13 protein-coding genes are annotated in these 13577 nt (G+C 62.0%); 5 read left to right on the top strand and 8 right to left on the bottom strand.

Annotation, left to right across the window (positions count from 1 at the left end; genetic code table 11):
• Window positions 1-19 precede the first annotated feature (19 nt).
• Window positions 20-628 (top strand): FMN-dependent NADH-azoreductase, encoded by a 609-nt coding sequence (locus DFR38_RS12325; protein ID WP_059284982.1) that lies wholly within the window; start codon window positions 20-22, stop codon window positions 626-628.
• A 166-nt stretch (window positions 629-794) separates the two neighbouring features.
• A complete protein-coding gene (locus tag DFR38_RS12320) occupies window positions 795-2390 on the top strand; it encodes a sensor domain-containing diguanylate cyclase (RefSeq protein ID WP_082693298.1) in 1596 nt (531 codons plus the stop codon).
• 6 nt (window positions 2391-2396) lie between these two features.
• Here DFR38_RS12320 and hemF read toward each other — a convergent pair whose 3' ends face one another.
• The 4 genes from hemF to DFR38_RS12300 form a co-directional block, all read right to left on the bottom strand.
• Window positions 2397-3305, bottom strand: a complete 909-nt coding sequence (gene hemF / locus DFR38_RS12315) for an oxygen-dependent coproporphyrinogen oxidase (RefSeq protein ID WP_059284984.1) — start codon at window positions 3303-3305, stop codon at window positions 2397-2399.
• A gap of 427 nt (window positions 3306-3732) precedes the next feature.
• Entirely contained in the window at window positions 3733-4563 is an 831-nt protein-coding gene (locus DFR38_RS12310; RefSeq protein ID WP_110313467.1) for an alpha/beta hydrolase, read from the bottom strand.
• A 101-nt stretch (window positions 4564-4664) separates the two neighbouring features.
• Window positions 4665-6035, bottom strand: a complete 1371-nt coding sequence (locus tag DFR38_RS12305) for an ATP-binding protein (RefSeq protein WP_244909903.1) — start codon at window positions 6033-6035, stop codon at window positions 4665-4667.
• Window positions 6032-6739 carry a winged helix-turn-helix domain-containing protein gene (locus tag DFR38_RS12300; protein WP_059284987.1) on the bottom strand — a complete coding sequence of 236 codons (708 nt, stop codon included), beginning with the start codon at window positions 6737-6739 and terminating at the stop codon, window positions 6032-6034. The genes DFR38_RS12305 and DFR38_RS12300 overlap by 4 nt, the downstream gene beginning before the upstream one ends.
• A gap of 167 nt (window positions 6740-6906) precedes the next feature.
• Between DFR38_RS12300 and DFR38_RS12295 the strand changes: the two genes are divergently transcribed.
• Both DFR38_RS12295 and DFR38_RS12290 read left to right on the top strand, forming a co-directional pair.
• A complete protein-coding gene (locus tag DFR38_RS12295) occupies window positions 6907-8973 on the top strand; it encodes a carbon starvation CstA family protein (RefSeq protein ID WP_110313466.1) in 2067 nt (688 codons plus the stop codon).
• The gene (locus DFR38_RS12290; RefSeq protein ID WP_059285722.1) at window positions 8966-9154 is read left to right on the top strand and encodes a YbdD/YjiX family protein; all 189 of its coding nucleotides are present in this window, start codon (window positions 8966-8968) and stop codon (window positions 9152-9154) included. The genes DFR38_RS12295 and DFR38_RS12290 overlap by 8 nt, the downstream gene beginning before the upstream one ends.
• Window positions 9155-9407: 253 nt before the next feature.
• On the opposite strand, the gene DFR38_RS12285 is transcribed toward DFR38_RS12290, so the two are convergent.
• Window positions 9408-10439, bottom strand: coding sequence for a YeiH family protein (locus tag DFR38_RS12285; protein ID WP_059285723.1), 1032 nt, complete (start codon window positions 10437-10439; stop codon window positions 9408-9410).
• A 176-nt stretch (window positions 10440-10615) separates the two neighbouring features.
• Here DFR38_RS12285 and DFR38_RS12280 point away from each other — a divergent pair, with 176 nt between their 5' ends.
• Window positions 10616-11482 carry a LysR family transcriptional regulator gene (locus DFR38_RS12280; protein ID WP_059285740.1) on the top strand — a complete coding sequence of 289 codons (867 nt, stop codon included), beginning with the start codon at window positions 10616-10618 and terminating at the stop codon, window positions 11480-11482.
• A gap of 68 nt (window positions 11483-11550) precedes the next feature.
• Here the strand turns inward: DFR38_RS12280 and thrB are convergent, their stop codons facing one another.
• Genes thrB through DFR38_RS12265 form a run of 3 tightly spaced genes read right to left on the bottom strand, consistent with a single transcriptional unit; the run spans window position 11551 to window position 13575 of the window.
• Complete coding sequence (gene thrB / locus DFR38_RS12275) at window positions 11551-12489, bottom strand: homoserine kinase (RefSeq protein WP_059285724.1); 939 nt, start codon at window positions 12487-12489, stop codon at window positions 11551-11553.
• A 9-nt stretch (window positions 12490-12498) separates the two neighbouring features.
• Complete coding sequence (locus DFR38_RS12270; protein WP_110313465.1) at window positions 12499-12819, bottom strand: DUF2782 domain-containing protein; 321 nt, start codon at window positions 12817-12819, stop codon at window positions 12499-12501.
• A gap of 27 nt (window positions 12820-12846) precedes the next feature.
• A complete protein-coding gene (locus DFR38_RS12265) occupies window positions 12847-13575 on the bottom strand; it encodes an LOG family protein (RefSeq protein ID WP_059285725.1) in 729 nt (242 codons plus the stop codon).
• Window positions 13576-13577: the final 2 nt, after the last annotated feature.

Below are 13577 nucleotides of genomic sequence, written 5' to 3'. Positions count from 1 at the left end.
GCACAAAAGGAAGTCCATCATGAAACTGCTACACCTTGATTCCAGCATTCTTGGTCAGAACTCCGTTTCCCGTCAGCTGACTGCTGCCGTGGTGGATGCCGTGCGCCAGCGTCACGCCGCCGTCGAAGTCAGCTACCGCGATCTGGCCAGCCAGCCGATTGCCCATCTGTCCGGCGAAATCATCGGTGCCAATTTCACTGCCGAAGCCGACTGGACTGCAAACCAGCGCAGTGAAAGCGCCCTGAGCAATGCGCTGATCGAAGAATTCCTGGCTGCCGACGTGCTGGTGATCGGTGCGCCGATGTACAACTTCTCCATCCCGTCGCAGCTGAAGAGCTGGATTGACCGTGTGGCCGCTGCCGGCCGCACCTTCAAGTACACCGAGAATGGTCCGCAGGGCCTGGCCGGTGGCAAGAAAGTGGTGATCGTCTCCAGCCGTGGCGGTGTCTACTCCACCGAACAGGGCCAGCTGATGGACTTCCAGGAAGACTACCTGCGTACCGTGCTGGGTTTCCTGGGCATCAGCGATATCGCCTTCGTGCGGGCCGAGGCGGTCAATATGGGCGAAGACAAGCGCGCCACCGCCATTCATGCCGCCAAGGAAGCGATTGCCACACTCGCGCTCTGAGCAGGCGGGTTGTTGTGGGAAAAACGGGTCAATCTGACCCGTTTTTTCAATGCCGGCTGGTCAATCGACCGCGCAAGGTACAGCTCAGCTAATACCCGTGTTAGCGTGTGAGCATATATAAAGTACATTGCTATGGTGTCGAGAGAGTCGCAAGCGGGTTGGCAAGATGCGTAGGATGCTGTTGGGCGAGATGGTGCTGGACCACCAGCGGCTATTTCGCGGCATATTGACGCTGGTATTCATGCTATTGGTTGTTTCCAACGGCTGGTATGTCTATTCCCGTTCGCTCAGTCTGTCCGACCAGTATGCCCACCGTGCGGTGGCCGGCCTGCGCCAGCATTTTGAAAAAATATCCGGTTTTATCGATACCATTCAGGCCGAAGCCGTCCGTGAGCTGCAATGGAACGAGCCACCGCGCGATGTGGATGGCCAGCTGTCCGCACTGCGCGCGGTGCCGGGGAGCAATTATTTCTCGCTGGACCAGCTGCCGCCGCCGCTCAGCCATCAGCAGATCGGCAATCTGACCGGGCTGGTGTTGCCCGGCAAGCCCGAGCCCTCACGCCAGCGCGAAATGGCGGTGGCGCTGGGGCTGGCACCGATGCTGACCGCAGCCTACCGCAATCTGGATGACCATGGCGTGGCCTGGGTCTACTACGTGTCACGCCAGCAGTTCATCTACCTTTATCCCTTCGCCCCCGCCGCCGATTACCACTACACCCTGGCCACGCCCAACGGCGTGTTCTGGCGCATGGCGCTGCCGGAGGCAAACCCGGCGGGCCGGCGTTTCATCACGCCCGTCTATATCGATCAGGCGGGCAAGGGCGCCATGCTGACCATCGGTCAGCCCATTGTGGCCGGCGGGCATTTTTACGGCGCGCTGTACATGGATGTCGGCGTTCCCACCCTGCATCAGCTGTTGGGCAGCGCGGGCGAGGTGCTGGGCAAGCTGTATCTGCTGAATGCCCAGAACCAGATTGTTGCCGCCAATACCGAGGAGGCCCTGCCGCAGGAAAACCTGTTGCGCCTGCCGGTGATGGCCGACTACCGCGCCGGCCCCACCGCCCATGTCAAGGTGTTTGCCGTGGGCGATAGCGGCATGCGGGTGCTGCATTACCTGCCCAATGAGGTGCTGGCGCTGGAGATCGCCAAGGGCACGGCACCGGGCATCGTGGCAGCCTTGCTGCTGTGGCTGGCCCTGGCCTTGCTCAACCGCACCTGGGTGCTCAACCGCGAACTGCGTCGCCTGTCCGAACACGATGCGCTGACCGGCGCCTTGAACCACCGCGCCTTTCAGGCGGTGCTGTCACAGCTGTATCAGGGCTATCACGAGACCGGCGAGATGTTTGCGCTGGTAATGGTGGACCTGGATCACTTCAAGAGAATCAACGACACCTTCGGCCATGCCGTGGGCGACGAGGTGCTGAAAGTGCTGGTACGGCTGGCACGGCGCATGCTGCGCAGCCAGGATCTGGTGGCGCGGCTGGGGGGCGAGGAGTTCGTGCTGGTATTGCCGGCCACCGAGCTGCGCGATGCGATGAAGGCGGCCGTCCGTCTGCGCCTGCAGCTGGAGCGGCTGAACTGGGCCAAGCTGGGCCTGCCGGATAAGGTCACTGCTAGCATGGGCTGTGCCGTGGTGCTGGCCAGCGACAGCAAGGCGGGGGCAGTGCTTAAACGGGCTGATGACGCCATGTACCGGGCCAAGCAGGAGGGTCGCAACCGGGTCTGTGTCGACCTGCAGGGGCAGCCGCCCGGCGTGGAGTAGGCTGGCTTACACCCAGTCGCGCACCGGCAGGAAACGCTGGTACAGCTCGGCTTCGGCGCTGCCCTCGGCGGGTTGGTAGCCATATTCCCAGCGCACCAGCGGCGGCATCGACATCAGGATGGATTCGGTACGGCCACCGGTCTGCAGGCCGAACAGCGTGCCGCGATCCCACACCAGATTGAATTCCACATAGCGGCCACGGCGGTAGAGCTGGAACTGGCGCTGCGCCTCGGTCCACGGCGTGGCCTTGCGCTTGTTCACGATGGGGACATAAGCCGCGACAAAGCCCTGACCGACCGCCTGCATGAAGTCGAAGCAGCGGGCAAAACCCCACTGGTTCAGATCGTCAAAAAACAGTCCGCCCACACCGCGCGCTTCATTGCGGTGTTTGAGGAAGAAATACTCGTCGCACCATTTCTTGTAGTCGGCATAAACCGTGTCGCCAAACGGCTGGCACAGGTCGCGCGCTACGCTGTGCCAGTGGACCACGTCTTCTTCCACGCCATAGTAGGGCGTCAGGTCGAAACCGCCGCCAAACCACCAGATCGGCTCGGCGCCCTCCTGCTCGGCAATGAAAAAGCGCACATTGGCATGGCTGGTGGGAATGTGCGGGTTTTCCGGATGAATCACCAGCGACACCCCCATGGCCTCGAAACGGCGACCGGCCAGTTCCGGGCGATGGGCGGTGGCCGAAGCCGGCAGCGCATCACCGCTGACATGCGAGAAATTCACCCCGGCCTGTTCAAATACCGCGCCCTGACTCAGCACACGGCTGCGTCCGCCGCCACCCGCCGGCCGCTGCCAGGCATCCTCGACAAAGCGCCCGCTGCCATCGGCCTGTTCCAGTGCGGCGCAGATGCGGTCTTGCAGTTGCAGCAGAAAGGCTTTCACTTCATTGGCGTGGGGATGGCTCATCGCAATATCCTGGGTGGTGGTGTGGCTGGCATTGTAGCAGAGCCCTTCCCGGCTGCTGCAGCGCGCGCTGCGGACAAAAAAGAACCCGCCTGAGGGGGCGGGTTACACAAAGTCACACAAAGGACAGAGGAGAACGGGCCCGTTGCCAGACCCTAAACAGATACAGAGCAAGCACCTTGCCGCAGGCTCGGGGGTATCCGCGGCATGGCTTGTTTGCATGGGAAACAGTGTGCCAGAGCCGGCTGGCCGCTCTGTGCGGCTAGCGTCTGGGCTATGTGGCGGCGCTGTGCCGGCTTGATGACAGTGCATGACAAAGCGCCGGACTTTGTTGCTGTTGATGAAGCCGGGGAACTTTGCCCGTCTGCAATGACACCGGGCCGGCACTGCTGGCAGTGTCGGCCCGGTGTTGGCAAGCAGCAGCGGCAGCTCAGGCGGTGATGGCCTCACCCTGCCACAGCGGCTGTGTCGTGCTGGCCGGACGCGGCTTGCTGGCCGGACGGGCCCGGAAAAAATCCACGCTGCGCGCCAGCACCGCCATGCGTTCGTTATCCACCAGAATCATGTGATAGCTGTCGGACAGCGGCATGAAGTCGACCGGCCCGCCCAGATGTTTTTGCAGGTGGTGTGCCGAGCGCGGGCTGGTGATGTCGTCTTCGTCGGCATGCACGATCAGCGTGGGGCAGGTGATTTCCTGCAGGCGCGGCATCAGCTGCTTGCGCAGCTTGTCGACCTCGCGGATGCAGGCCAGCGGCACATACGGGTAATGGAAACGTTCGCCGCGTTCGAAGCGTTGCTGGATCAGCTTGCGGATGCGCGCATTCTTGATGCCGAATGGTTCGGCTTCCGGCACGCGCATGCGTTTGGCCATGCCCGGCAGGATATAGCCCAGCTTGCGCAACCAGGTCAGGCGCGGCAGGCTCCAGCCATCCAGAAACAGCGGTGGCGCATACAGTGCCAGCTTGTCCTGATGGTTTTCCAGCCGTGCCACTTCCAGTGCCACCAGCGCACCCAGGCAGACGCCGGCCAGATGCACCACGCCATGGCGCTGCTTCAGCGTGCGGTATTGGGCGCGCATGCTGTCTATCCAGTCCTGCCAGCCGGTTGCCAGCAAATCGTCCGGTACGGTGCCGTGGCCAGGCAGCAGCGGGGCATGGGTATCGATCCCGGCTTCTTCCAGGGTGCGGCCCAGCGAGCCGAGGTCGTAAACGGTACCACCCAGGCCGTGAATCAGCAGGGCGGCGGGACGAGGTGAAGGCATGGAAAATTCCGGCAGGAAAGTGAACAGCCTGCAGTATGCGCAAGATAAAGCAGCCAGTCTGTCAGTTTCCTGTCACAGGATTGTGACAGGCTGTGACTCTGTCAGCTGAGGGCGATGCGCAGGGTGAGCCGGGCTCCGCCCAGCGGACTCTTGCTGGCGAAGGCATTGCCGCCGTGATGTTCGGCAATCAGCCTGACATAGGACAGCCCCAGACCATAGCCGCCGGTGGCGCGGTCCCGGCTGCGGTCCAGCCGGCGGAAGGGTTCGAAAATCCGTTCCCAGTCCTGCGGCGGAATGCCGTGGCCATCGTCGTCGACATGGATTTCCAGCATGTTGCCATGGCGCTCGACAATCAGATGCACCTGGCGCTGGGCGTATTTGAAGGCGTTCAGCAGCAGGTTGCGGCTGGCGACATAGATCAGCTTGCGGTCGAAGGTGGCCTGGCCGCGCGCGCAATCCATGGACAGGCTGAGATTGGCCGGTTTCAGGGGATGGACCAGGTCGAGCAGGTCGTCGAACCAGTCGTACAGGTCGACCTGTTCCCGCTGCAGGATGGAGTCGCCCCGGTTGAGCTTGGCGTATTCCATGCTGGCGGTAATCAGCTCTTCCAGCTCCTGCATGTCACGTTCCATGCCGTCGCGGTAACGCTGGCGTTCGGCCTCGTCCTCTTCTTCTTCCAGCATGGTCAGGCCGAAACGCAGCCGGGCAATGGGGGTACGGATTTCATGCGCCACGGCATGGCTCATCGCCTGATGCATTTCCAGCAAGCGCTCCAGCCTGGCCGCCATGCTGTTGAGGGCAGTGGACAGGGGGGCGAACAGCCGGCTGTGCGCCTGCGGGGTGCGTACGTGGAAATCACCGTTGGCGAACAGTTCGGCGGCATCGCGCACCGAAACCAGATCGCGCCACATCGGCCGCAGGTAAAAGTAGATCAGCAGGCCCAGCGTGCTGCCGGTAAACAGGATCCACAGCAGCAGCACTTCGATGTCTTCGGTAATCCAGCCGCTGTCGTTGCTGTTGCTGGTGGCATCCAGCGGCCCCATCAGCACCATGCGGTGCTCGTCGCGCAGCGGGATGTACAGCAGGTTGTTGTCGAAATCGAGATAGGTTTTGCCGGCGGCAAAGTTCTGCCTGCTCTCCGGGTCCAGATCGGCCGGCAATTCCGTGATCAGCTTGACCGGATAGCTGAAATGACGCGTCAGCTGTGGCAGGGCGTGTTCGCGGCCGGCTGGCGGGACCCGCTCCAGTTCCTGCACCAGCAGCGAGGCCGGGCCATCCAGCATGCGGCGGGCGTTTTCACTGTCGCTATTCTGGTACAGCTTGCCCAGCATGAAGGCGAAACCGATGATGATGGCCAGCTCGGCCGCCATGGCGATGATGAAGTAGCGGGCAAACAGCGTGGCCAGTGATGCCTTGGAGGCTTTGCCCGGGCGCGGTTTTTTGTCCGCTCGCAACAGGGGCAGCTTCATCATTCCCAGTCACTGCGCGAAAACAGATAGCCCTTGCCGCGCACGGTCTTGATGCGGGTGGGCGAATCGGGGCTGTCGCCCAGCTTTTTGCGCAGGCGCGAGATGCGGGCGTCGATGGAGCGGTCCAGCCCGTCAAAGCCGATGCCGCGCAATTCGTTCATGATGTCATCACGCGACAACACCTGGCCGGCATGGCTGGCCAGCAGCCACAGCAGGTCGAATTCGGCGGTGGTCAGTTCCATTTCCTCGCCGGCGAGCGAGGCCGAGCGCGTGCCCTGGCTGATGCTGAACTGGCCGAACACCAGGTCATCGTGGTCGCTGCTGTCGCTGCTGCCGCCATCGTCGACGCCACGGCGCAGCAGGGCGCGCACCCGTGCCAGCAGGCGGCGCGGCTCGACCGGCTTGGCCAGATAGTCGTCGGCGCCCAGTTCCAGCCCGAGGATTTCGTCCACGTCCTCGTCGCGGGCGGTCATGATCAGGATGCGGCCATGGTAGCGCAGCCGCACCTCGCGGCAGACATCGAAGCCTTCCTTGCCTGGCAGCATTACATCCAGAATCACCAGGTCCGGCCGGGTATCCAGAATCACATCGGCGGCGGTGTCGCCGCGACCATGCAGGCTCACCTGGTAGCCGTGTTTGCCAAGGTAGGCGGAAATCAGCTGAGCCAGATGAATATCATCTTCGATAATGAGAATGTGGGGTGTCATGCCATGCCTGCGAAAATCAATGGTGGAAATAGTATCACCATGTATGGCAGGGCTGGCATCCGGCTTGTATTTCCCGGTTTATGCGGACAGAATCGACGCTGCACATACGAGGCAGTCAGGCCGGCTTCGGCAGCGGCCCATGATCAACCAAGGACAGAGAAAATCACATGCAACGCTTAAAGGAATGGGCAATCTGGATTGCCGTGGCCCTGGCGGGCGCCGTCGCTTTTGCCGTGGTGGCACTCAATCGTGGCGAGCCGGTCAATGCCATCTGGCTGGTGGTGGCCGCCGTGTCGGTCTACTCCATCGCTTACCGTTTTTATGGCCGTTTCATTGCCAATAGTGTGCTGGAGCTGGATGCCAAACGGCTGACCCCGGCGGAAAAGCACAACGACGGCCTGGACTACGTCCCCACCAATAAATGGGTGGTGTTCGGCCACCACTTTGCTGCCATTGCCGGGGCCGGTCCGCTGGTGGGGCCGGTACTGGCCGCGCAGATGGGCTATCTGCCGGGCACGCTGTGGATTCTCATCGGCGTGATGCTGGCCGGCGCGGTACAGGATTTCCTGGTGCTGTTCCTGTCCATGCGCCGCGACGGCAAGTCGCTGGGTGAAATGATCCGGCTGGAACTGGGGCCGATTCCCGGCGTGATTGCCTCCATCGGCATCCTGATGATCATGATCATCCTGCTGGCGGTACTGGCGCTGGTGGTGGTCAAGGCGCTGACCGGCAGCCCGTGGGGCAGCTTTACCATCGCCTGCACCATTCCGATTGCCCTGTTCATGGGCATCTATACCCGCTATATCCGTCCGGGCAAGATTGGCGAAATTTCCGTTATCGGCTTTGTGCTGCTGATGCTGGCCATTGTCTATGGCGGCGATGTGGCCAAGAGCGCCACGCTGGCACCGCTGTTCACCCTGCAGGGCACCACCCTGGCCTGGGTGCTGATCGGCTACGGCTTTGTCGCTTCGGTGCTGCCGGTATGGCTGCTGCTGGCCCCGCGTGACTATCTGTCCACCTTCCTCAAGATCGGCACCATCATCGGTCTGGCCATCGGCATCCTGATCGTGGCGCCTAACCTGCACATGCCGGCGCTGACCAAGTTTATCGATGGCAGCGGCCCGGTCTTTGCCGGTAACCTGTTCCCCTTCCTGTTCATCACCATTGCCTGCGGTGCCGTGTCCGGCTTCCACGCGCTGGTGGCTTCGGGTACCACGCCCAAGCTGATCGAGAACGAAACCCACGCCCGTGTCATCGGCTACGGTGCCATGCTGATGGAAAGCTTTGTCGCCATCATGGCGCTGATTGCCGCCTGCGTGCTGGATCCGGGCGTGTACTTCGCCATGAACAGCCCGGCAGCCGTCATCGGCAAGACCGCGGTGGACGCGGCACAGGTGATTTCCAGCTGGGGCTTTGTCATCACCCCGGATGTGCTGACCCAGATGGCCAAGGATGTGGGCGAAACCACCATCCTGTCGCGTGCCGGTGGCGCACCGACACTGGCGGTGGGCATGGCGCACATCCTGTCCGGCGTGATTGGCGGCAAGACCATGATGGCCTTCTGGTATCACTTTGCCATCCTGTTTGAAGCGCTGTTCATTCTCACCACCATCGACGCCGGCACCCGCGTGCTGCGCTTCATGATCCAGGACCTGCTGGGCATCTTCATCAAGCCCATGGCCAATACCGAATCCTGGGGCGCCAACCTGACCGCCACCGGCCTGGCCGTGGCCGGCTGGGGTTACTTCCTCTACCAGGGGGTGGTGGATCCGCTGGGCGGCATCAATACCCTGTGGCCGCTGTTCGGCATTGCCAACCAGATGCTGGCCGGCATTGCGCTGATCCTGGCCACCGTGGTGCTGATCAAGATGCAAAAACTGCGCTATGTGTGGGTGACTGCCCTGCCCACCCTGTGGCTGCTGATCGTCACCCTGGTGGCCGGCTGGCAAAAGCTGTTCCATGCCAGCCCCAAGATCAGCTTCCTCGCCCATGCCGACAAGTTCGCCACCGCTGCGGCCAAGGGTGAAGTACTGGCCCCGGCGAAAAGCCTGGCGCAAATGCAGCAGATCATCTTCAATGATTATGTGGATGCCACCCTCACCGCCATGTTCATTGCCGTGGTGGTGGCCATGCTGCTGTTCTCCGTCAATGTCATCCGCAAGGCGCTGGCCGTGAAGTGGGTCACCACCAAGGAAGTGCCGGCGGTCTATCGTCAGGGAGAAGCCAATGTCTGAGTTATTGCGCCAGCTGACCGAGGCGGCGCGGCTGATGGTGGGGGTGAAAGACTACGACAAGTATGTCGCCAGCCGCCGCCGTTGCAGCCCCAATGCCCCGGTGATGAGCCGCGAGGACTTTTTCGCCCACTGCCAGTCCGAGCGTTATGGTGGCAAGTCGATGAAAAAGTGTCCGTGCTGATTAGCCGACAGCCATAGAAAAACCGCCCGATGCCGGGCGGTTTTTCGATTCTCCCTCTCGCTGCCTGCAAGGAAAGCGAGGCTCCCTTTCAGGGAAAGGGTGAGGGGATAGGGAATAGATGGCAAGGCTGCGAAATCGGTTATTTAGTCGAAAGGCCCGGCTTTGCCGGGTCCAGTACAATCGCAGCAAATATCGTTGTCAGCAGCCTGAAAAACCGCCCGATGCCGGGCGGTTTTTTATTGCACACAGTGTTTCACAGCTGGTGCAGCAAATAAGTGATGCCGCTATTGATCAGCGTGCCGCCCACCAGCAGCCAGCCAAACAGCGCGCTGGCCAGCCACATCGGCTTGCTGCCGGCACGGCGGATGGCGGAAAAGTGGGTGGTGAGGCCCAGTGCGCCCATGGCCATGGCCAGCAGCAGATTATCCAGCGCAATCAGCTGCGCCACCCAGGCTTGCGGCAGCCAGTGCAGCGAATTGAAAGCCGCCATGGCGAGAAAACCCAGGGCAAACCACGGAATGGTGATGCGGCGCGCCTCCTTGCTGCCGGCCTGATGGCGGCGGCCCAGCCAGGTCGACAGGATCAACAGAAACGGTGCCAGCATCATCACCCTGATCATCTTGGTAATCACCGCGCTATTGGCCGCCTGCTCGCTCACCGCCCGGCCGGCCGCTACGGCCTGGGCCACTTCATGCACGGTGGAGCCGGTAAACACGCCATAGGCAAATTCGGACACGCCCAGCGCCTGCACCAGCGAAAACAGCAGGGGATACAAAAACATGGCCAGCGTACCGAATACCACCACCGTGGCCACTGCCACCGCAACCTTCTCGGCATGCGCCTTCACCACCGGCTCGGTGGCCAGAATGGCCGCAGCACCGCAAATCGAGCTGCCCGCGCCGATCAGGATGACGCTTTGCTCGTCCAGCCCCAGCTTGCGTCGACCCAGCCAGAAGGCCAGCAAAAAGGTGGAACTCAATACGCAGGCATCGATCAGGATGCCGCTGATGCCGACCGCCGCGATGTCCTGAAACGTCAGCTTGAAGCCGAACAGGATGATGCCCAGGCGCAGGATCTGGCCCTTGGCAAAGGTGACGCCGCTGTGACTGGACAGGGCAATGCGCGGATAGAGGGTGTTGCCGAGCACCATGCCGCCGACGATGGCGATGGTCAGTGCCGACAGGCCCAGCTGGCTGAACCAGGGCAACGTGGCGGCATGGAGCGAACCCAGAGCCAGGACCAGAACCAGCAACAGGCCGGGGGTGTGCTGACGTAGCGTGTTCATGATGAGCGACCTGCAAGATGTGGGGGGCTTTGCCCCGATGTCTGAACGATACGCCGCCACCTGAAAGTTGAAAAACGGATAAAATATCTTTAAATAATTAGAAAAATTAATATATTGAATGGACGGCAATCCGGCTGGCCGCCGTGTCTGGCGAGCAGCCGCAACAGGAGCGGCAGATGGCATTGCGTTTGAGCTTGCGCGAACTGGAAGTGTTTGTGGCGGTGACCGAGCAGGGAACGGTGACCGCGGCCGCCGGGCAGGTGGCGCTGACCCAGTCAGCTGCCAGCCAGGCACTGGCGGCACTGGAGACCGGGCTGGCCGCTCCGCTGTTCGACCGCGTGGGGCGACGGCTGGTGCTGAATGAACATGGCCGGCTGCTGCTGCCACGCGCCCGCGCCATGCTGGATGCTGCGCAGGACATGCAGCGGCTGTTCGACAGCGAGGCGGCCATGCATCTGCGGCTGGCCGCCAGTACCACCATCGCCAATTATCTGCTACCGGAACAGATTGCCCGTTTCCAGCTGCAGCAGCCGCAGGCCAGGGTGGAACTGCTGGTGGCCAATACCGCCGATGTGGTGGAGGCGGTGGCTGGCTTCAAGGTGGACATGGGCTTTATCGAAGGGCCCTGCCACCACCCGGATATCGTGGTGGAACCCTGGCAGGACGATATTCTGGTGGTGTTTGCTGCCGCCAGCCATCCACTGGCACAGGGTGCGGTCAGCCTGTCACGGCTGGCACAGGCACAGTGGGTATTGCGCGAGAGCGGTTCCGGCACGCGCGAGGAAGTGGAGCGCCTGTTGCTGCCGCATGTGGGCGGTTTTGCCCAGGTCATGGAAATGGGCCATTCCGAAGCCATCAAGCGGGTGGTGGCCGCCGGGCTGGGGGTGAGCTGCCTGTCCTTGCATGTGGTGCAGGAACTGCTGGACAGCGGGCAGGTGGTGGCGGTACTGGCCCCCCTGCCTGCCTTGCATCGCCCGCTGTACCGCATTCATCACAAGGACAAGAGCCAGACGCGTGGCATGCTGGCGTTCAACCGCATGTGAAACGGCCCTGCGGGCTGGCCCGCAAGGCCGTGGCGGGTAGCGGCAGGGCCGGCTGGTGAACCGGCTGCTTACAGCCAGTAGTCGCTGCGCTGGCGATGGGCTTCCACCAGACGCTGAAACACCTTGGGGTCCTTGGTGTAGGTCAGCTCGCCGGCCATGGGCTGGTAGAGGTCGAGCAGGCGCGAGGTCCAGAAGCGCAGCGCGGCGGCGCGCAACATCACCGGCCAGGCGCGGATTTCCTCGGCGGTCAGCGGACGCACCGACTGGTAGCCGGCCAGCAAGGCAGTGGCCCGTTCCGGGCAGATGCTGCCGTCCTCCAGCCGCGTCCAGTCGTTGAAGGCAATGGCTACGTCATACAGCAGGATGTCGTTGCAGGCGTAGTAAAAGTCGATGAAACCGGCGATTTTGTCGCCGTCCATCAGCACATTGTCCTTGAACAGGTCGGCATGGATCACGCCGCTGGGCAGGTGATCAAAGCGGTGGCTGTCCTGGAATTGCACCTCTTCACGCAGGCTGGCGGCATCGGCCGCGTCCATGTAGGGATACATGGCCGTGGCGGTTTCGCTCCACCAGCGCGGGCCACGCGGATTCTTCATCTTGCGCGGGAAGGTGGCGCTGGCCACATGCATCTGGGCCAGCATTTCCCCCACGGCCCGGCACTGGATGGCGCTGGGCCGGCTGATGTCGGCACCGGACAGGCAGCTCACCAGGCAAGCCGGCTTGCCGGCCAGGAGCGAGGCAAACTGGTCGGTGTGATCGGCCAGCGGGGCCGGGCAGGCCACGCCGTGACGCGCCAGATGGCTCATCAGCGTCAGGTAGTAGGGCAGTTCTTCCAGCTTCAGGGTTTCGAAGATGGTGAGGACGTAACGGCCATGGGTGGTGGTGACAAAGTAATTGGTATTGGTGACGCCAGCGGCGATGCCCTTGAGTTCGACCAGCTGGCCGAGCGCATAGCGGCTCAGCCAGCCTTGCATCATGTCATCGCTGACGGTGGTGTAAACCGACATGCCTGTTCCTCAGAAGCGCTTGAGAACCCATTGCGGGATGACGATGCGGCGATTCGGGTCCACCTGCTTCATGCTGCCATTGCCCTCTTCATCCATCAGGTAGTAAGGGAAACCAATGGCAGGGGTGACTTTCATCATGTAGAGCTGACCATTGAGGCGGTATTCCTCGATCTTGTCGTCACCGCGCTGGATGATGCGTACTTCCGGTTCGGCCGTGGCGGCAGCATCCGGCGAAATGGTGGGCGGCGGCGGAACGGTGGCCGGGGCCGGCGTGTCGGCCCAGGCGGCCGCAAGCGGCAGCAGGGCGAGGAGGGCAAGGAAGCGACGCATGATGATGGGTCCTTGGTGACAGTGTCGTTATAGGTTGAGCAGTTTTTCGCGTTCTTCCGGCAGAGCCTCGAAGCCGCGGGTTTCGTAGTGCTTGAAAATGGTTTCCACGATCTGGCCGGGTTCGTCGATCAGCTGGATCAGGTTCACGTCGTCAGGGTTGATCATACCTTCTTTTACCAGATGGTTTTTTACCCAGTCGATCAGACCGCTCCAGAATTCGCTGCAGCACAGGATGATGGGGATGGGGCGCGACTTGCCGGTCTGGATCAGCGTCAGCGCCTCGAACATTTCATCCAGGGTACCAAAGCCGCCCGGCATCACCACATAGGCGATGGCATGCTTGACGAACATCACCTTGCGGCTGAAAAAGTGGTTGAACTTGATCGACAGATCCTGGTATTCGTTGGGCTTCTGTTCGTGTGGCAGCACGATATTGAGCGCCACCGACGGGCTCTTGCCATAAAAGGCGCCCTTGTTGGCCGCTTCCATGATGCCGGGGCCGCCCCCGGAAATCACCGAGAAACCGGAATCAGAAAGAAGCCGGGCCACTTCCTCGGTCAGCTTATAATAGGGATGGTCGCGCGGAGTGCGGGCGCTGCCGAAGATGCTGACTGCCGGCGTGATGCCTTGCAGTTCTTCGGCCGAATCGACAAACTCCGACATGATCTTCATCACGTGCCACGCCTCGCGCGAGCGGAAGCGCTGCATCATGTCGTAACGATCACTGGTCTGCGGCAACTTATCGGACAAGCTCATCA

The sequence above is a fragment of the Aquitalea magnusonii genome (genome assembly GCF_003202035.1).
Classification (GTDB): Bacteria; Pseudomonadota; Gammaproteobacteria; order Burkholderiales; family Chromobacteriaceae; genus Aquitalea; species Aquitalea magnusonii.
Note: the sequence above shows the minus strand (reverse complement) of the source record. Positions and strands in the feature narration are given on the sequence as shown.